Below are 19,233 nucleotides of genomic sequence, written 5' to 3'. Positions count from 1 at the left end.
TCGAGAGGAGGGGTTTTTTGATGGATTGGTTCACGTCGTGGCATTCTCTCTATCAACAAACAGAAAAGAAATGGGCATTCTTAAGCCCGAATGAGCAAAAGAAACAGCTGACATACTTGGAGGAGACGGCCGGGACCTTGCTCGATGAATGGACGCAAATGGATGAACTCGTCCAGAAGCTTCGTGCGGAAGGGACAGAGCAAAGCGACCTCCTGCAATACCGCTCGACCGGCACGGTGTATTATCAGCTTGAGATGTTTGCGAAAGCGGCCGATACTTTGCAATCAGAGCAGGCAAGCGGGGATGAGGATGATTTACGCCTGCTCTACACCGGCTTTGCTTTCCTGTTTGCCAACAATGAACAAAAAGCGCTGGAGTTGTTTCTTTATCTCGTTCAGGCTGCCCGGAAAAAAGTTTTTCATCATTTTGCCTATGTCGGTTTAGGCTGTATTCACGCCCGCCGCCAATGCTTTGAGGAAGCGACCGTCTGTTTTGAGCGGGCAAATCAGCTTATCACGACGGCGGATGTCGTGTATAATTTAGGCGTGTGTTATTACGTTCAAGAAGCGTTCCACCTAGCTGAATCCTATTTTCTCGATTATATCGAGCAGGTGAGTGAGGATGAAGAAGCTTACTTCTTTCTTGGCTGCTGCCAATGGCTGAAAGGGGATAAGGAGGCGGCCTGGGTTTCCTGGCTGACGAGCATTCACGTCGCTGAATCAACGACTTCCCTGCTCGCTTTGGCCCATGTGTGCGAATGGCATGGCTACCATCAAACAGCTGTCCACTGCTATAAGCGGATTCAGGAAAGCGAAGGGCTGGAGCAGAAGGTGCTCCATGGACTGGCCTGGAATTATGCCTTGGCGGGAGAAGGAAAAAAAGCGATGGTGACGTTCCGAAAAGCATTGCAATTCGACCCATTCAATTCACATATTCGTTCCTCGATCAGCTGGCTTGACGAGCATTGGCCCGAGGAAGAATGGCGTTCGCTGCTTGGGGCGGGAAAGAACGGCTTGATTAATTGAGGTGCAACCCATGATAGAACAAGAAAGATATGTGGTCGTCGATATAGAAACAACCGGCCACTCTGCTAAAAAAGGAGACCGGATCATCCAAATCGGGGCGGTTGTGATTGAGCAGGGAGAGATCGTTGAGACGTTTTCTTCGTTTGTTAATCCAGGTCTTCCGGTTCCGCCATTTATTGAAGACTTAACAGGGATTTCCGATGAGCTGGTCGAACAGGCACCTTCTTTTCACTCGCTTGTCCCTGAGATTTTACGCTTGCTGAAAAACAGTGCGTTTGTCGCTCATAATGTTGATTTTGACCGTTCCTTTTTAGCTGAGCAGCTTGAGCTGGAGGGCTATATGTTTCCTCCGGTTCCGCTGTTTGACACGGTGGAGCTGGCCCGGATGCTGTTGCCGAAACAGGAGGGCTATAAGCTGAACCAGCTTGCCGATCAGCTCGGCTTCGATCATGACCGGCCGCATCAAGCGGACAGCGATGCCGAAGTGACGGCGACCTTATTTTTAACGTTAGTACATAAACTAAAGCAACTCCCGCTCCTGACATTGCAGCAGCTTCAGCCGTTTGCCAAACGGCTGAAGAGTGATTTAGGACCGCTGCTCGCCCATTATATAAACGAAAAACTTCGACAGGGGGCCGATGATCAGCAACACTATGATTGCTACCGCCAGCTTGCTTTAAAAAGGATGCCAGAGGAAGAAACGGAGCCGGTACAGCCGGCGGCAACTGACGCGCTGTCGTTTCCTGATTTTTTCTCGACTTTCATGGACGGGAAAATGAAGGAAGCCTTTCTTCATTACGAACTGCGTCCGGGCCAGCGTCAGATGATGCAGGAGGTTGACGAGGCATTTGAACAATGCCAGCATCTGCTCGTTGAAGCGGGGACCGGAACGGGTAAGTCGCTCGCTTATCTTCTGCCCGCTGCTTATTACGCTCATTCAACAGGAAACCCTGTCGTCATAAGCACGCAAACGATTCCGTTGCAGGAGCAGCTGCTTGAGCGCGACTTGCCGCTCATCCGCCAGCTTCTACCTTTTCCGGTAAAAGCGGCTTTGCTCAAAGGAAGAAGCCATTATTTATGCTTGCGCAAGTTTGAGCAATCATTACAGTCGATTGAAACGGACAGCTATGATGTCATTTTAACGAAGGCGCTGCTGTTGATCTGGCTGACGGAAACAGAGAATGGCGATGTCGAGGAATTAAATCTGCCATCCGGCGGAAAAGGATTCTGGTATGAAGTGCAAAGTGATGCTGCCTCTGATTTAGGAAGATTCAGTCCGTGGTTTTCGCGCTGCTTTTACCACCGGGCGCGGAGACGGGCGCAGGAGGCCGATCTTATCATTACGAATCACGCCCTGCTCTGCACCGATTTAACGAATGAGCAACGGATTTTACCGTCCTATAGTCATGCTGTCATTGATGAGGCCCATCATTTTGAAGAAACAGCGAGCGACTATTTAGGAAACAGCGCTGATTATGTCACCTTTTCCTATTTGTTTCAGCGCCTCGGCGTACAGCAGGAGACAGGGATGCTGGAAACGCTTTTTGAGCTGATTGGCAAGCATCAGCTCCCGCTTCGCCAGACGAGAAAGGAAGCCGAGGACGTCCTGCTTACCGCCAAAGAAGAGGTCGATGACCTGTTTCGGATGATTCATCAATTTGTGATGCACACCCGGCAGAAAAGCTCGACCGATATCGGCCGGATTCGTTACCGCTACTCAAGCTACGAAGAGGAAGGGGCGACGTGGCAGGCGATTCTCGAATGTATGATGCGCGTTCATATGATGATGAAGGATGGAATCAACTTTTGCCGCAATCTGTCTCAGCTTTTTCAGGAAAAGCAGGAGGCGCTTTCCTATCCGGAGCGAGGCTTGATCGCTGATTTTGAGCGGATCGTTGAAGCGTTGTACGAGCAGGAGCAAAATTTGTATGAGCTGCTGCTCGAATATGATCCGAATGTCGTTTACTGGATTGAGGTTGAGCCAAGAGGAGCGCGTAATGCGACCTTTTTATACAGCAAGCCCGTCGATGTCGCTGAGCTGTTAGCCGATCATTTTTTCGCCAAAAAGAAAAGCGTCATTTTAACCTCGGCGACATTATCGGTCAATGGTGTTTTTTCCTATCAGGAGAAACGGCTCGGCCTAACTGATTTCGGCGTAAGACAATGTGTCATACCGTCGCCGTTTTCCTATGAAGAGCAGGCCCGCTTGCTGCTACCGTCCGATTTGCCTTCGATAAAGGACGTATCCGAAGAGGAATTCGCGGAAGAGGTGGCGGTGAAGCTTTGGCGGATCGCTGAAGTTTCAAGCGGGAAAATGCTCGTCCTCTTCACCTCTTATGAGATGCTGAAGCGCGTTTATCAGCATGTGAAGGATTTCAATCAGTTTGGTCATTTGCAACTGATCGGCCAGGGAGTGACGAGCGGCAGCCGGGCAAAGCTAATGAAAATGTTTAAACAGAGTAGCCAGGCGATCTTATTTGGGACGAGCAGTTTCTGGGAAGGGATCGACTTGCCGGGTGAGCAGCTTCATACGCTCGTGATTGTCCGCCTGCCGTTTTCACCACCGGATCAGCCGCTGCAGCAGGCCCAATTTGAAAAGGCAAAAGAGGAAGGCTTGAATCCGTTTATGGACATTTCGCTCCCGCAGGCGATCATCCGCTTTAAGCAAGGCTTCGGCCGCTTAATCCGGACGCAGTCTGACCGCGGCTGTGTGTTCGTCCTCGACCGGCGGATTTCCACAACGCGCTACGGAAAACAATTTATCCGCTCATTGCCAGAGGTCCCTGTTCATGAAGGAAAGCTTGAGCATTTATTAGAGCAATTTGCTGATTTTCTCTGAACGGACGGAGTATCCAACGGGAGACAACGGACCACACTAAGGGAGAGACGAGTAGTAACTCGAAGAAGAGTAATGGCTCGCGCCTTGCTTCGAGAAACCCACTCGCAGCTTTAGCGGGAGGACGATATTCATGGACATGAAACGGATACTTGGCGGTCTGCTCTTCGCCTTTGTTCTTGCTTTCTTTGGCGGAGAACAAGGCTTGGCGCTTACAGAAGACGGAACGGAGGCGGATCAGGCCGGACTCGTGTTTTTTGACCTGCCGAACGGGGAGGCGACTTATCTCAGGCTGCCCTCACAAACCTCCTATTTAATTGGCACGGGAGCGGAAGATTCGTGGCCCGAGTTAAAGCGCAGGCTGAAGAGGCTGCAAATTCAGACAATAGATGTTCTCATTTTGCCGCGTTTTGATAAAGAGTACAGCGCCAATGCTGAGCGGCTTTTCGAGCAGTTTGAGGTGAAAAAGCTCGTCGTTCCACAGGCCGGTCTGACACTGGCGGAAGCGCAATTTGCTGAAGGTGCTAAGCCGGAACTGATCGGCTGGGATCATGAGGCTGCGTACATGATCGAAGACCAGGTTCAGATTCAAACGTTGCCGACCGACCACGCTCTCCTTCCGTCGCTCTCCTTTGTCGTGTCTTTTTTCGACCGGCATCATTTTTTGTTTGCCGCGGAATCGAGCGAAAGCATTGAAGAAGCCTGGCTTGAAAGAAGCCTGCCGGCGATGACCGGGCTGAAGGTGGCTGAGTTCGGCGTCGGGGTGGAAACGACTGAACCGTTTTTAGATGCGATTGATCCCCAGGTGGCGATTGTTTTTTCAAAAAAGAACACGATTCCGAACGGCCAGCTGCTTGAACGCCTGCAGGAAACGTGGATCGATACGTACCAAACGAGACAAAATGGATCTGTTATAATAAAATTAAATGAAGATGATTATCAGCTAGTGACGGCCCATTTTTAAATAAGCTGGCTACGGAAAAAGAAGGGCCGAAAAAGGAAGGATGAAAGCATGCTATTACTAAAGGATGCGGCGATCGTCACGATGGATAAGGAGAATCCTTTTATCGACAACGGCTTTCTCGTCATCGCGGATGGGAAGCTGATTGAGGTCGGTAGCGGTTCGCCATCAGAAAAGCAGGAGGCGGATGCCGCAGAGGTGATTTCAGTCAAGGGAAAATGGCTGATGCCTGGTTTGATCAACACTCACGGCCATATCGGCATGACCTTGCTTCGCGGTCATTCAGATGATTTGCCGCTGCACCGCTGGCTGGAAGAGAAAATGTGGCCGTTTGAAGGAAAGCAGGACGAGGAGGCGGTCCATGCCGGTCGGGCGCTGGCGCTTGCCGAAATGGTCAAATCCGGAACGACGACTTTTTTGGAAATGTATCATTTATATATGGATCAGTGTGCCGAAGCCGTAGAAGAGGCGGGGATGAGAGCGACGTTAATGCGCTCGATGATCGGGCTCTGCTCTAAGGAAGAACAGGAGGCGAAGCTGGGGGAAGCGGTTCGCTTTGCCAAGCAGTGGCATGAGAGGGCTGACGGCCGAATTCGGACGATGCTTGCCCCTCATGCTCCATATACATGTCCGCCGGCTTTTATTGAACGAATTGTCGAAGAAGCGGTCCAGTTGCAGTTGCCGGTTCATATGCATCTTGCTGAAACAAAAAAAGAAGTGGCTGACCATTTGGAGCAATATGGCTGCCATCCGCTCGACCATTTGGATCAGCTTGGCGTGCTTGACGCTGTCCCATGGCTCTTCGCGCACGGTGTCCATCTTGCTGAGGCGCAGCTGGAACGACTCGCCCGGACAGAGGCCACGATCAGCTACAATCCGAAAAGCAATTTAAAGCTCGGCTCCGGCATCGCCCCGGTTAAGGAGATGCTTGAGCGCGGGATTCGCGTCTCGTTTGGCACCGACAGCGTCGCGGCGAATAATACACTTGATCTGTTTGAGGAGTTGAGAATCGGGAATTTGCTGCAAAAAGGAAGTTATCAGGACGCAACGGCACTTTCAGCTGGGACGACGCTTGAACTGGCGACGATAAACGGGGCTGAAGCCTTGCAATTTCCGGAGCTCGGCAAGCTGAAAGCAGGCTATCAGGCCGATTTTATTTTACTTGATGGAGAGCAGCTGCATGTCCAGCCGGCTGCGCATGTACTTTCCCATCTCGTTTACGCCGTAAAGGCAGCTGATGTCACCGATGTTTTTGTTCAAGGAAAGGCGCTGATGAGAAATCGCTCGCTCCTGACGTTAGATGAGGAAAAAATCCGTTATCAGGCGAACCGCCAATATAAGAAAGTTTGCTCGCTTATGTAAGTGCTCTGTACGGTGGGCATGTACAGAGCGACAAAAGAGGTGTGAGTAGGAAATTATAGTTACGTTTCATCATGCTGTTGACGATCTGGTTGAAAAAAAGAAGGGAATAGCGTCTGATGGAGCGTGACGGGAATGGCCCGATACCAGGTCGCTCCCTCCCGGCTTACTAATGCGACCGTCTCTTTATCGCGCTGAAAAGCCTCAGCGATTGTCGTTTTTGACACGACATAAGCCCCCTTTCCGGCTTATGTATAGTATCACCAGCTGGCCGCCGGCTATGTTTAGAAAAACTTGCCGCACATTTGGCAGAGGAACGGAGGAATAAAAGTGGGACAGAAAATGGAAGTGTTATCAACAGTTAGAGTGCAAAAGGCTGCTGACCTCTATAAAATTGTTGATTCGCTTAATCGCACATTGAAAGAGAAAGACCTGATGTTTGGTCTGGCGCTTGATGAGAAAGATGAGGAGAAAATGGTTTTTACCATTTACAGAACATAAGAATGAAAAAATGGATTGTTAGCGGGATTATCGTGTTGTTTCTTGTTGTGTGCGGTGCTGTGGCATACAGCTATAACAGCATTCGCACTCCTTTAGACGAGCAATATGCGCGGGCAGAGGCTTATGCGATCAATGAAGCTGGACTACATACGATTACAGATATTACTTATTATCATGGGACAAATACGTATTATGTTGTGACCGGGAGTGATACAGAGCAGGAGCAGATTATCTGGATTGCCGATGACTTTCAGTCTCATCACATGGAAGCAGCGGCTGATGGCATCACAAAACAGCAAGCGCTCGAAATAGCGGCCAGTCAAGTCGATATCGATCACGTGCAGGCGATACGCTTAGGCTTTGAGCGGCAGCTGCCGGTGTATGAAGTAACCTACATTAATTCGGAAGGAAATCAAGCTTATTATTACATGACATTTGCTGACGGGACCTTTATGAAACGCTATCAGCTCAGAGTCGGATAGTCAGTTGGAAAATAGTTCTGTCTATTCTGAATTGACACTTGATTGTTGACAGCGGACACTCTATAGTGGATATAGTACATAAACTGGAGGGACAATTGTCATGAAATTAGCAAAGCGAGTATCGACGTTAACCCCGTCTTCCACTTTTGCGATTACCGCGAAAGCGAAGGAGTTGCGGGAGCAGGGCCATGATGTGATTGGACTTGGAGCCGGCGAGCCGGATTTTAATACACCGGCTTATATTATTCAGGCAGCGATTCGTTCGATGGAAGAAGGTCATACGAAATATACACCTTCCGGCGGGCTGCCGAAGCTAAAGGAAGCGATTATCGGCAAATTCCAGCGCGATCAACAGCTAAGCTATTCAGCGGCTGAAATTATCGTCGGTTCTGGAGCGAAGCATATTTTGTATACGTTATTTCAGGCAATCCTTGACGAAGGCGATGAAGTGATCATACCTTCTCCTTACTGGGTGAGCTATCCGGAACAGGTTAAACTGGCAAACGGCACGCCTTTGTTTATTGAAGGAAAAGAGGAAAACGGCTTTAAAGTAACAACGGACCAGCTGGAAAAGGCGATTACACCTCAGACGAAGGCATTTATTTTGAATTCGCCAAGCAATCCGACTGGGGCGATGTATGCAGAAGAAGAGCTCCGCCAGCTTGGAGACGTCTGCCTCAAGCACGATGTGTTAATCATTTCTGATGAAATTTATGAAAAGCTTGTTTACGATGGGGCGACTCATACGTCGGTTGCCCAGCTGTCTCCCGAGTTGAAAGAGCAGACAATTGTCGTAAATGGCGTATCGAAATCGCATTCGATGACGGGCTGGAGAATCGGCTATGCGGCCGGTAATGCAACGATTATTAAAGCGATGACCAACCTCGCCAGCCACAGCACGTCCAACCCGACAACGAACGCTCAATACGGAACGATTGCCGCTTATACGGAGGACGACGGTTCGGTCGAGACGATGCGTCAAGCTTTTGAGCAACGTTTAAACGGGATTTACGAACGGCTTATCACCATTCCAGGGATCACATGTGTCAAACCGCAGGGCGCTTTTTATTTATTCCCGAATGTCAGGGAAGCGGCAGAATTAAATGGGTTCGCCGATGTGGACAGCTGGGTTGAAGCATTGTTGGAGGAAGAGAAGGTCGCGCTCGTTCCAGGCTCCGGCTTCGGGGCGCCGAACAATGTGCGCTTGTCCTATGCGACCTCCTTTGAAGCACTGGAAGAAGCATTGACGCGGATCGAGCGGTTTGTGAAAGCGAAAGCAAGAGCGTAAGAGGGATGCTCAAGAGTCAATAGAAAAAACGTGCAAGCAGGCAGGACAGAGTGGGCGTGTTAAAAGGAAAAACACCTTTTGGCACGCCCACTTGTTGACTTCAAAAAAAATACAACGGTATAATGTAGGGTGTTATCGAGGAGGTATTACATGAAAACGACAATAGCAAAGATTGGTCAATATGAAGGACAGGAAGTGACCATTGGCGCCTGGCTTGCCGGCAAACGATCCAGTGGTAAAATTGCCTTCCTCCAGCTGCGTGACGGAACCGGCTTTATCCAAGGTGTGGTCGTCAAAGCTGAGGCGGGGGAAGAACAGTTTCAACAAGCGAAAAACCTAACTCAGGAAAGCTCACTCTATGTAACCGGCACGGTGAAGGCTGATGAACGTTCTCCTTCAGGGTACGAGCTGGTCGTTTCTCATATCGATCTGCTGCATGCGGCAACGGACTATCCAATTACACCGAAGGAGCACGGAACCGAATTTTTGATGGATCATCGTCATTTATGGCTTCGCTCGAAACGGCAGCACGCCGTAATGAAGATCAGAAATGAAATCATCCGGGCGACGTATCAATTTTTTAATGAAAATGGCTTTGTGAAAGTTGATCCGCCGATTTTGACCGGCAGTGCTCCGGAAGGGACATCTGAGCTGTTTGCGACGAAATATTTTGATGAGGACGCCTATCTTTCACAAAGTGGTCAGCTCTATATGGAAGCGGCGGCGATGGCATTAGGTCGTGTTTTTTCCTTTGGCCCGACATTCCGCGCGGAAAAATCAAAAACGAGACGGCATTTGATCGAGTTTTGGATGATTGAACCTGAAATGGCTTTCGTTGAATTTGAGGAGAATTTAGAAATTCAGGAGCAGTATGTTGCCTATATCGTTAAGGCCGTGCTCGATGCCTGCCAACTTGAGCTTAACGTGCTTGGGCGCGATACGAGCAAGCTCGAACAGATTACGGCACCATTTCCGCGGATTCATTACGATCAAGCGATCACCTTCCTCCAGGAAAAAGGATTTGACGATATTACATGGGGCGATGATTTCGGGGCGCCGCATGAGACGGCAATTGCCGAGCATTACGACAAGCCGGTGTTCATCACCCATTACCCGACATCATTGAAGCCATTTTATATGCAGCCGGATCCCGAGCGCGACGATGTTGTCCTATGCGCCGATTTGATCGCACCGGAAGGCTACGGAGAAATCATCGGCGGTTCGCAGCGGATTGACGATGCTGATTTATTGAAGCAGCGAATTAAAGAGCATCAGCTGTCCGAGGATGCGTATAAATGGTATATGGAACTGCGGCATTACGGCTCTGTCCCGCACTCTGGCTTCGGCCTCGGTCTTGAGCGAACCGTTGCATGGCTTGCCGGCGTCGAGCATGTCCGCGAGACCATTCCGTTTCCGCGCTTGCTGAATCGCCTGTATCCATAACGGTATGAGCCTGTCACGCTTCACTTAACGGCGAAAGGAGCTGTCCAGCCATGTTTCGGATAGCTCCTTTTTTATATGACAAACGACGGAATGGCAAAGCCGTGTTATACTAAGAAGTGAGGTGTTTCCACGATGCAAGAGAAAATCTTATTAAAATGGGCTACACAAAAGCAGCTCACTGTACCGACATTATTACTGCAACATTACGCTGAAATGGGGCTAAAAGAAAATGAGCTGATCGCCCTTTTACAGGTGCAAACATACATTGAAGCGGGCAATCAATTTCCGACGCCCGACTTAATCAGTGAGCGGATGACGCTGACGGCTTCTGAATGTGCTGAGTTATTAGGGCGCTTAGTACGGCGGGGGTTTCTTGCGTTGGAGCGGAAATCGGACGAACAGGGTATCGTTTACGAATGCTATTCGCTTGAGCCGCTTTGGATAAAGCTGATTGAGCTGCTAAAAGGCGAAACGCTGCGGGCGAGAGAAGAAGACCGGCACGAGCAGGAGGGCCAGCTGTTCAAGCGCTTTGAAGAAGAGTTTGGCCGTCCGCTTTCGCCGATTGAAGCGGAAACCCTTTCGATGTGGCTTGATGAAGATCGCCATTCCCCGACGTTAATCGTCGCCGCTTTAAGAGAAGCTGTCGTCTCGGGCAAAGTCAACTTCCGCTATATCGACCGGATTTTATTTGAATGGAAGCGAAATGGCGTGACAAGTCTCGAGCAAGCAAAGCTCCACGGGGAAAAATTTCGTAAATACAACCAAGTAAAGAAGCAGGAGAAGCCGCGGGCGGGCGCTGATTCTTATCCGGGCTTCAGCTGGCTTGAACAGCGCTGAGTAAGGAGAGAATGAGTATGATGTCAAAGAAACAAACCATTGAAGCACTGGATCTGATCGCCGAAATGTTTCCGGATGCGGAATGTGAATTGACCCATTCCAATCCGTTCGAGCTGCTAATTGCTGTTGTGCTTTCCGCACAGTGCACCGATGCGCTCGTTAATAAAGTCACACCTGGTCTGTTTGCGAAATACAAAAAACCGGAGGATTACATAGCTGTTCCACTTGAAGAGCTGGAGCAGGATATCCGTTCGATCGGCTTGTTCCGCAGCAAAGCAAAAAATATTAAGAAGCTGTCACAAGCCTTACTTGAGCAGCATAACGGTGAAGTACCAAAAACCCGCGAAGAGCTTGTGAAGCTGGCCGGTGTCGGCAGAAAGACGGCGAACGTCGTAACATCGGTTGCTTTCGGCGTGCCGGCAATTGCTGTTGATACGCATGTCGAGCGCGTTTCAAAACGGCTCGGCATTTGCCGCTGGAAGGACAGCGTCAAGGAAGTAGAAGAAACATTGATGAAAAAAATTCCAAAAGAACGCTGGTCCGATGCCCATCATCAATTTATTTTTTTCGGCAGGTATCATTGCAAGGCCCAATCGCCGCAATGTGATACCTGTCCGCTGCTTGATCGCTGTCGGGAGGGGCAGAAGCGGATGAAAGCGCGGGAAGGCAAATGAAGATTCCCGCTTCATTTCGCCGCCCACCTTTTTTTCAGAAAGAAACCGAGCTTACGCCGGCGCAAGCTCAGTCATTTCCGGAAACGTTGCTAAAGACGCCTTTTTATTATGACTTGACGCAGGAAGAGCGGCCTTGGCTTCATAAAAGGGAGACGGTTCCGCTCTTGTTCGCGCTTTGGCGGCAGATCGAGCCTCAGCTGGCAGCGTGCTACAGTGAACGAAAGCCGCAGGCCGCAAAACAGCGGATGATCGCGATGAGTGCGTTGTATATGAACTGCCTTTGGTGGAGCCACGGACGCCCAGTGACCTCTTTACACCAGCTTGAAGAAACAAGCGAAGCATTGCTTTATAAACCGGTAAACATCGGGGAACGGCTCCATTATGTCCTGAGCGACCTTCCCCGTTTTCATGCTTTTCTGCAATTGAAGGCGCTGTTTGACGAGCAGCAGAAAATATTTGCGAAAATGCTCATGCTTGAAAAGCGGGACGAAAACAAACGGATGTCAAATTTATGAGTAGGTGATTATCATCGTAGTGCGAGATCTTGAAAAGAAAGCAAATCTTTTAGAAATGACAGAAAAGGAAAAAGAACGGTTAACGATTGTCGAAGAAAAGCGGAAAAATACCGCCTTTCAGGTCGCCTTTTGCGGTCACTTTTCCGCGGGAAAGTCAACGATTTTGAACCATTTGCTTGGAGCGGAGATGCTGCCGACGAGTCCGATTCCAACAAGTGCGAATATTATTGGAATTCAAAATGGTGAGCTTGGCTTAACCGTTGTTGGCACGAACGGAGAAGAGGAAAGCTGGGAAGGGGAAATACCTTGGCAGCGGGTGCGTGAATGGGGGATGAATGGCGGCGAGATTGCTTCGCTGACGATTTCGGCACCGCTTCCGTTTTTAGGACAGGAGAGCATTATTTATGATACGCCGGGGGTTGATTCAACCGACCCGACCCATCAGGCTGTTACGCTCGAAGCGCTTTATACGACCGATTTCATCGTGTATGTGTTGGATTATAACCATGTTCAATCGGAAACGAATTTAACGTTTTTGAAGCAGCTTTCCGATGAGAAGAAGCCGCTTTACTTAGTGATCAATCAAATTGACAAGCATGATGAAGCGGAGCTGTCGTTTTCTCATTTTGACCAATCTGTGCGACAGACATTTTCAGAATGGGGCATTAACATTTTGAAATTGAGTTACACGAGCATGAAAAACCGCTCCCATCATCTAAATCAGCTTGACCGGTTTGACCGTGATATGAAGGCGATGCTCTATCACGGCAATGAGCTGTTGCCATACGCGAAGCAGCGGCTTTTGCAAGGTTTTTATTTAAGCATTGCTGCCCGGCTTCAAGAAGAAATGGAAGCGGAAATGGATGAAATCAAAGAGCGGGTAAAGGAAGAAGGCTTCGCGCTGGAGTGGCTGGAAGAGCGGGAAAAGACCGCTGTCGCTTATGAACGCGCGCAGCAGGCGAAGCAGCTGTTGGAGGAAGAAATCGAGGCTGACATTCAGAAGCTGATGAAGGATGTGACGATTTTTCCTTATACGACGACAGAGCTTGCGCGCCAGTGGCTTGAGAGCATTCAGCCGAACTTTAAGGTTGGACTGTTGTTCGCAAAGAAAAAAACCGAAGAAGAACAGGAGCGGCGTTTGAAGCGGCTGCTTGATGAAGTGCAGGATAAAGTGAAAAGCCAGCTTGAATTTCATCTTCATCAACTATTTAAGCGCTATGATTTCACGTTGCTGAGCAACCGCGAGGAGGTTGAGCGGGCGCTCGATAATCTTACCCTCTCGCTCGATGCTGATTTCTTTACAAAAGCAGTGCAGGCTGGACCGAAAAACCGTGAATATGTCTACACCTTCACGAAGGAACGGACGGCTGCGGTCACGAGAGAGCTGCGGCAAAAAGCGGCGACGGTAATCGCTTTACTCGTCAAGGGGATGGAAACACATTGGCAGGTCGAGCGAAAAGAGCTGAAAGAAAAGCTGGAGCAGTTGAACGAAGTAAAAAAATATGCTGATGAGCTGAAGCAGACAAGTGCAGCGTATCAAAGTGGGATGGTGCATTACCGCCAGCAGGCTGACCAATTTCAGGATGCCGGGGGCTACGAGCGTTCGTTGAAGGAAGCGATGGAAAAAGAAGTGCCCGCATTTGAACAAACGACGTTTTCCGATATTCGTTTGCCCGAAGAAACGGTGATTGCCACCGACTGGGAGCAAGGCGGTACATCAAGCCGCCCGCTGTTCGACCAACAGCTCGCTGAGCAGTGGACGGCGAAGCTGATGGAAGCACTGAATGAGTCACGCGGAGAAGAGAGAATGGAGATAGAGCGTGAGGAACTTGCCGAACGGACGGCTAAATTTCAGCAGCAGACGTTTACGATCTCGTTGTTTGGGGCGTTCAGTGCCGGAAAGTCGAGCTTTGCCAATGCTTTATTAGGCAAGTCGGTGCTTCCCGTATCGCCACATCCGACAACCGCCACGGTCAATCTTGTCAAACAGGCGGAGGAGGGCCATCCGTCAGAAACAGCGGTCGTCCATGTGAAAACAAGGGAACAGCTTGACGCTGAAATTAAAGCCGTTGCCGAACAGCTCGATCAGCAGCTGTCATTTGATTCATTGGCAGGCTGGAAGGCAAATCCAAAAGAGGCCCAAACAAGCTGGCAGAAAACATACCAGGCTTACTTAACGACGCTGCATAAAAGCATTGCGGCGGAAAAATGGGAGCTCGGCTCGTCATTTGAAGTAACGCTTGATGAACTGCAGCCATTTGTCGCCAATGAAAACGATGCCTGCTTAATCGAGCAAGTCACGCTTTACTTCGACAGTCCGATCACAAAGCAAGGGATTGTGCTTGTCGATACGCCGGGGGTGAATTCGATTCACGGCCGCCATACAAATGTCGCCTTTAAGCAATTGCGTGATTCCGATGCGATTTTTTACGTCAGCTACTATAATCACGCTTTCTCAAAGGCCGATCAGGCATTTTTACAGCAAATGGCCAAGGTCAACGGCGACTTCCAAAATGATAAGCTCTACTTTATTTTAAACGCGGCTGATCTGGCCAGCAGCGAACAGGAATTAAACGGGGTGCGGAAGCATGTCTATGATCAGCTCGTTCATAATGGCATTGATGAGCCGCGGCTTTATCCGTTATCAAGTAAAAAAGGCTTGCAGGCCAAACAGGGGAATCAAGAGCAGGATCCGTTGTTCGCCGCTTTTGAAACAGCGTTTTACGAGCAAACCATCTCCGAGTTGAAACGGTTGAGCTTTGAATTGCTGCGCGAAGAAACAAAACGCTATACGATGACGCTGGCGAAAGGGCTTGAGTATGCGACGAGTGAGGAAGCGACAAAGACAGCGAGACGGCAAGAGCTTGATGACCGCGTCGAGCAGTGGAAGGACGACATTCAGCAATCCCAGCCTTTACAGGTCGAGCAGGCGATAAAAATGGAAACGAGCCAGCTTTTCCTTTACCTTCGTGAGCGGATTCGCTTTGTGTTAGGGGATGAGTTTCAGGCGGCGGTCAATGTGACGACGGTCGTCGGCGCAAGCAAGCGGGCCCAGCAGCAGGCGCTGCTTCAGGCGTTAAAGGAGTGGAGGGGCGAGGGAGAGCATTTTCTCCAGCAGGAGCTCCGGGCGACATTCGTCCGCCTCGAATTAGCGCTGTACCGGGCGGTTGACCAGTGGCTTTCTGAAACAGTAGAGCGGCTGAGAAAGGACTTTCCATCCTTTGCTCTTCCGGCAGAGCAGAAGAAGCAGGAGCTGCAGCTTGAGCTTTCGAACCGCTTACTCGATTTGCGTCTTGAAGACTACAGCGCCAGCTTTCAGTCGCTAAAGGCTTTCTTTGAAGGCCAGCAAGTACGCGCGTTGAAGGATAAGCTTGTTGAAGACGGAACCGTCGTCGCAAGTGATGCGCTGCGAAACATCGAAGAAGAAACACTCGTCCAGCTTGAATCGGCGTTCGCCCAATCATTAGCCGCGGCTAAGTCCGCCTTTGTCGAAGGACTTAACCGCGAAGTAGAACGGTTCGACGCCCTGACCGATCCAAAACACCAACAAGGCCTCCAACAAGAATATGACCGGTTTCAGTCGCTAATTCAATAGGGCGACTTACCCTATTGAATTAGCGACGAAGCAGCGAGCGAAGTTTGCACCCGAACGTAAAGCTGGCAGGAAAAGAGGCCACTGAAAAAAAACTTCCTTTTTCGTCAGTCGAAGAAGAGTAATGGCTCCGCGCGCTGCGTGCCTTGCTTCGAGAAACCTATTCGAAGCAAGGCTTTCAAAATCAGGCAACGGCTACGCTCATTACGAAAAAGCTGCTGAAAAAAATGAAAATCGTACTTTTTCAGCAGCTTCCAGTATTTTCTTAAACTACAAAACGCCTGTCGACTTTTTGCATCTTATCATTAAGAAAGTTATTGGCGGTTTATTGTCGCTATCCTTATTCGGTTCATCAATTTCCGAAAACGCCTCCAGCCCGTATTCGCTAAATTCCTGCTTAATCGAGTCGGCGTCATAAAAAAACAGCTTTACACCGTCCTTTGTCTCAAAATAGTCCTGATCCAACTGCTTGCCTTTTCCAAACATCGGTGCTTTTTTTGAAACGGTTGTAAACATCATCGTGGCACCAGGCTTTAGCTGATGGTAGCAATCTTTAATAAACGTCGCTCTTTCTTCCTTATTCAATAGATGGAGCAGGGCATGGGAGAAAATGCCGTCATATTGTTTAGAATCGAAAGGCATCTCGGTTACTGAACCATGGTATATTTTACAATTAATCCCGTTTTTCCTCGCCAAATCAATCGCCGTTTGTGAAATCTCAATTCCTGTAACAGCGATTCCATTTTCAATAAACACTTTTGCGTTTCTTCCATAGCCAATTCCAGGCAGTAGGATATCGTTCGCATTTCTTTCAAGGAATAAGTCCTTTGCCAAAATGGCCGAGTCAGTGGGCGCGAAGCCCCACATCATTTGTTTTTCGATAAAACTGGACTCCCAGAATTCCATTTTACGACTAACTCCTTTCTGATTAATTATAGATATAATCACTCTTTAATAACTGTAATTGATTTTCAGCTTCCTGTAAACAAAATAAAGAAGGCTTGAAGAAAAGGGTGTTCTTTACCTTTTCTCCAAGCCTTTACGCATCTACGCTAAGCCGTTTGGCCCAGCGTCTCTCTACGTTTCGCTTCCTTCGTCAGCTCCTTCATCGGTTTCTGGACCAGGAGGCTGTTCTGCATCTCCGTTGTTGTTGTCATCCGGATTGTTGCCATTCCCGTTGTTATTGCCGTTTCCGGGACCGCCGTTCCCATTCCCGTTGTTGCCATTATTGCCGTTTTCTTCTGGAGGGGTTTCTTCATCCTCTCCCGGCTGATTGCCATCGGGATCCAGTTCGTCAAGCGGGTCCGGAATCTCTTCTTCATCCTCATCAATGGCATCTTCAATGACGACACGGGCTGAAGCGGAATCACTTTGGACATTTGGATTTTCATCTGAAATCGCGCGAACCGTAAATTCATACGTCGAGCCGTGCTCAGGTGAGTTAAAAATAAATTGCATGTCTTTCATTCGATCGAGTAATTGCGGGCTATTGCCATCAATGGACACTTGAAGCTCGAACGTCACTTCATCTGCGAGATCACTTGGATAATCCCAGCTGACGATAATTTGATCGGCGTCCGCTTCATAGCTGGCCATCATACCCGACGGGGCAGCAAGCTCCATGAACTCTTCGGAGACACGGGTCGGCTCGTTACCACGGACAAACAATTCATAAACAATTTCACTTTGCGGTGTATACGGACTAGGCAGTAAGCCGGTTGAACGCTCGACACCGACGCGGACAACGGAATTCGGCATCGTGAAATCCTCTGTTTGTTTATTAGCCGAAACTTCCTGCATGACCGCTTTAAAAATCCGTTGCGCAAGCAGGCGCTCTTCCCCGCGTCTAAGGTAATTGTTCGGGCCATTGCGGCTGAAGCCGGTCCAGACGGCAGCCGTATAATTCGTTGTATAGCCGGCAAACCAAATGTCCGGCACTTCATTTTCCGGGATCCCGTGGGTCCGACGGGTATCTTCATCAAAATTCGTTGTCCCCGTTTTTCCAGCCATCGGTAAGCCCGGAATGTTTGCTGTCGTTCCGGTTCCGTCCGTTACGGCTGTTTTTAGCATATCGGTAATCATATAGGCGGTGTAGTCGCTCATTGCTTTTTGTGATTCAGGCGCCATATTGATTTCCCGTCCGTCAGGAAAGACGATTTTCCGGACTGTATATGGTTTTGTGTACGTTCCGTTATTGCCAAAAGCGGCGTAAGCGCCGGCGAGATGGAGGGTGGAAATCCCATCGCGGAAACCTCCAAGTCCAAATGCTTCGGGCATCTCACCATCATCGTATTCAATCGGAACACCGAGACCTTTGGCGAATTCTTCGGCACGGTCAACGCCAACTTCCTGCAATGCTTTAATTGCCGGAACATTTCGCGAGCGGGCTAAGGCCCGCCGCATGGAAAGGGCGCCGTCGTAGGAACGGTCAAAGTTGCGAATCGGTACACCGACACTGTATTCATGAGGTTCGTCGACTAAGACGTGGCCGGTTGACCATTGCAAATACTCAATTGCCGGTCCGTAATCCAAAATCGGTTTGATCGTTGAACCAGGTTGTTTACGAATATCGGTCGCATAGTTAAACCCACGCTGGACATCAGTATCCTGCAAGCCGCTTCCGATCGCCTTGATCTGACCGGTTTTTGTATCAAGCAGCGTAATACCGGCCTGAAAGTCTTCATTATCAGGAAAGCTCGTAATGTACTGATCCGTTTGCAGGACGGTTTCCACATGCTCCTGTGCATGAACATCAAGCGTTGTATACACCTTTAGTCCGGCATTGTACAAATCATTAACAGTAATGCCTTCCATCTCTTCAAGCTCTGCTAGCACTTGATTATAAAAGGCTTCATACGGGTAAGATTCGCGCTCTGTTAAGTGAAGCTGATCCTCCAATGGAATCGCTTTGGCCGCTTCGGCCTCTTCACTCGTAATTTTTCCGTGCTGCTCCATTAAAGAGAGGACGAGGTTACGTCTGCTCTCGGCGGCTTCCGGATTTTTCGTCGGATCATAAAAGCTCGGGCGCCGCGGAATCCCGGCGAGCAACGCGGCATCAGCGAGCGACAATTCGCCGACTGATTTATTAAAGTACGTTTGCGAGGCGAGTTCCACGCCGTACACGCCGGAGCCTAAATAAATTTGATTCAAGTACATTTCAAGAATCTGGTCCTTTGAATAGCGCTGCTCCAGTTTGATCGCTAAATATTGCTCCTGAATCTTTCTCGTTAAACGTTTCTCCTCGTTCAGAAAAAGGTTTTTGACGAGCTGCTGGGTAATCGTACTCGCTCCTTCAGCTCCAAATCCCTCGGTTATATTGGCGGCGACTGCACCAAACAAGCGGCGGATGTCGACCCCGAAGTGCTCGCGGAAGCGAATGTCCTCGACGGAAAGAAACGCATCCTCGACGATTTGCGGGATATCCTGAATGCTGACATTGACCCGCCGTTCACTTGAGTCGAGCTGTGAGACAAGCTCATCATTCTGGTCAAACATTTGCGCTGCCTGCGATAAAGTCAGCTTGTCTTCATCGAGCGCCGGTGCTCCTTGAATCATCGCGAAAACGGTAATTCCGCCGGCGATGGCTGTGATGATACCAAGCGTGACAATGAATAAGAATATTTTTTTCCAAAGGCCTTTCGTTGACGTCTTTTTCCCCTTTTTCATTGATTGACGTGCTTGACGACGCCCTTGTCTTGTTTTTATTTCTTTTGACATCGT

General features: G+C 49.4%; 15 protein-coding genes. 12 read left to right on the top strand and 3 right to left on the bottom strand.

The window, feature by feature from the left end; translation table 11 throughout:
- The first annotated feature begins 20 nt into the window (after positions 1-20).
- The 4 genes from M3202_RS05650 (at position 21) to M3202_RS05635 (ending at position 6,184) form a co-directional block, all read left to right on the top strand.
- The gene (locus M3202_RS05650) at positions 21-1,025 is read left to right on the top strand and encodes a tetratricopeptide repeat protein (RefSeq protein ID WP_251222370.1); all 1,005 of its coding nucleotides are present in this window, start codon (positions 21-23) and stop codon (positions 1,023-1,025) included.
- A gap of 10 nt (positions 1,026-1,035) precedes the next feature.
- A complete protein-coding gene (gene dinG, locus M3202_RS05645) occupies positions 1,036-3,864 on the top strand; it encodes an ATP-dependent DNA helicase DinG (protein ID WP_251222369.1) in 2,829 nt (942 codons plus the stop codon).
- A 130-nt stretch (positions 3,865-3,994) separates the two neighbouring features.
- Positions 3,995-4,825, top strand: coding sequence for a ComEC/Rec2 family competence protein (locus M3202_RS05640; protein WP_251222368.1), 831 nt, complete (start codon positions 3,995-3,997; stop codon positions 4,823-4,825).
- A 48-nt stretch (positions 4,826-4,873) separates the two neighbouring features.
- Positions 4,874-6,184, top strand: a complete 1,311-nt coding sequence (locus M3202_RS05635; protein WP_251222367.1) for an amidohydrolase — start codon at positions 4,874-4,876, stop codon at positions 6,182-6,184.
- 59 nt (positions 6,185-6,243) lie between these two features.
- On the opposite strand, the gene M3202_RS05630 is transcribed toward M3202_RS05635, so the two are convergent.
- Positions 6,244-6,408 carry a hypothetical protein gene (locus M3202_RS05630; protein ID WP_251222366.1) on the bottom strand — a complete coding sequence of 55 codons (165 nt, stop codon included), beginning with the start codon at positions 6,406-6,408 and terminating at the stop codon, positions 6,244-6,246.
- Between the two features lie 103 nt (positions 6,409-6,511).
- Between M3202_RS05630 and M3202_RS05625 the strand changes: the two genes are divergently transcribed.
- The 8 genes from M3202_RS05625 (at position 6,512) to M3202_RS05590 (ending at position 15,516) form a co-directional block, all read left to right on the top strand.
- A complete protein-coding gene (locus M3202_RS05625; RefSeq protein ID WP_251222365.1) occupies positions 6,512-6,682 on the top strand; it encodes a YpmA family protein in 171 nt (56 codons plus the stop codon).
- Between the two features lie 2 nt (positions 6,683-6,684).
- Entirely contained in the window at positions 6,685-7,164 is a 480-nt protein-coding gene (locus M3202_RS05620) for a cell wall elongation regulator TseB-like domain-containing protein (protein ID WP_251222364.1), read from the top strand.
- 100 nt (positions 7,165-7,264) lie between these two features.
- The gene (locus M3202_RS05615; RefSeq protein ID WP_251222363.1) at positions 7,265-8,452 is read left to right on the top strand and encodes a pyridoxal phosphate-dependent aminotransferase; all 1,188 of its coding nucleotides are present in this window, start codon (positions 7,265-7,267) and stop codon (positions 8,450-8,452) included.
- 150 nt (positions 8,453-8,602) lie between these two features.
- Entirely contained in the window at positions 8,603-9,895 is a 1,293-nt protein-coding gene (gene asnS, locus M3202_RS05610; protein WP_251222362.1) for an asparagine--tRNA ligase, read from the top strand.
- Between the two features lie 132 nt (positions 9,896-10,027).
- A complete protein-coding gene (locus tag M3202_RS05605) occupies positions 10,028-10,732 on the top strand; it encodes a DnaD domain-containing protein (protein WP_251222361.1) in 705 nt (234 codons plus the stop codon).
- A 17-nt stretch (positions 10,733-10,749) separates the two neighbouring features.
- On the top strand, positions 10,750-11,406 hold the full coding sequence (nth, locus tag M3202_RS05600; protein ID WP_251222360.1) for an endonuclease III: 657 nt from the start codon (positions 10,750-10,752) through the stop codon (positions 11,404-11,406).
- Positions 11,403-11,921 carry a YpoC family protein gene (locus tag M3202_RS05595; protein WP_251222359.1) on the top strand — a complete coding sequence of 173 codons (519 nt, stop codon included), beginning with the start codon at positions 11,403-11,405 and terminating at the stop codon, positions 11,919-11,921. The genes nth and M3202_RS05595 overlap by 4 nt, the downstream gene beginning before the upstream one ends.
- A 19-nt stretch (positions 11,922-11,940) precedes the next feature.
- Positions 11,941-15,516 (top strand): dynamin family protein, encoded by a 3,576-nt coding sequence (locus tag M3202_RS05590; RefSeq protein WP_251222358.1) that lies wholly within the window; start codon positions 11,941-11,943, stop codon positions 15,514-15,516.
- A gap of 267 nt (positions 15,517-15,783) precedes the next feature.
- Here the strand turns inward: M3202_RS05590 and M3202_RS05585 are convergent, their stop codons facing one another.
- Positions 15,784-16,419, bottom strand: a complete 636-nt coding sequence (locus M3202_RS05585) for a class I SAM-dependent methyltransferase (protein WP_251222357.1) — start codon at positions 16,417-16,419, stop codon at positions 15,784-15,786.
- 171 nt (positions 16,420-16,590) lie between these two features.
- A complete protein-coding gene (locus M3202_RS05580) occupies positions 16,591-19,230 on the bottom strand; it encodes a transglycosylase domain-containing protein (protein WP_251222356.1) in 2,640 nt (879 codons plus the stop codon).
- Between the last annotated feature and the right edge of the window lie 3 nt (positions 19,231-19,233).

Origin of the sequence: Halalkalibacter oceani (assembly GCF_023715605.1) — a bacterium.
GTDB lineage: Bacteria > Bacillota > Bacilli > Bacillales > Bacillaceae_D > Halalkalibacter > Halalkalibacter oceani.
Note: the sequence above shows the minus strand (reverse complement) of the source record. Positions and strands in the feature narration are given on the sequence as shown.

What these genes read in the sequence shown, in the direction of transcription:
- nth (WP_251222360.1), top strand. Translation starts at nt 10,750, where the DNA reads ATGATGTCAAAGAAACAAACCATTGAAGCACTGGATCTGATCGCCGAA.
- M3202_RS05615 (WP_251222363.1), top strand. Translation starts at nt 7,265, where the DNA reads ATGAAATTAGCAAAGCGAGTATCGACGTTAACCCCGTCTTCCACTTTT.
- M3202_RS05580 (WP_251222356.1), bottom strand. Translation starts at nt 19,230, where the DNA reads ATGTCAAAAGAAATAAAAACAAGACAAGGGCGTCGTCAAGCACGTCAA.
- M3202_RS05605 (WP_251222361.1), top strand. Translation starts at nt 10,028, where the DNA reads ATGCAAGAGAAAATCTTATTAAAATGGGCTACACAAAAGCAGCTCACT.
- M3202_RS05635 (WP_251222367.1), top strand. Translation starts at nt 4,874, where the DNA reads ATGCTATTACTAAAGGATGCGGCGATCGTCACGATGGATAAGGAGAAT.
- M3202_RS05650 (WP_251222370.1), top strand. Translation starts at nt 21, where the DNA reads ATGGATTGGTTCACGTCGTGGCATTCTCTCTATCAACAAACAGAAAAG.
- asnS (WP_251222362.1), top strand. Translation starts at nt 8,603, where the DNA reads ATGAAAACGACAATAGCAAAGATTGGTCAATATGAAGGACAGGAAGTG.
- dinG (WP_251222369.1), top strand. Translation starts at nt 1,036, where the DNA reads ATGATAGAACAAGAAAGATATGTGGTCGTCGATATAGAAACAACCGGC.
- M3202_RS05585 (WP_251222357.1), bottom strand. Translation starts at nt 16,419, where the DNA reads ATGGAATTCTGGGAGTCCAGTTTTATCGAAAAACAAATGATGTGGGGC.
- M3202_RS05595 (WP_251222359.1), top strand. Translation starts at nt 11,403, where the DNA reads ATGAAGATTCCCGCTTCATTTCGCCGCCCACCTTTTTTTCAGAAAGAA.
- M3202_RS05640 (WP_251222368.1), top strand. Translation starts at nt 3,995, where the DNA reads ATGGACATGAAACGGATACTTGGCGGTCTGCTCTTCGCCTTTGTTCTT.
- M3202_RS05620 (WP_251222364.1), top strand. Translation starts at nt 6,685, where the DNA reads ATGAAAAAATGGATTGTTAGCGGGATTATCGTGTTGTTTCTTGTTGTG.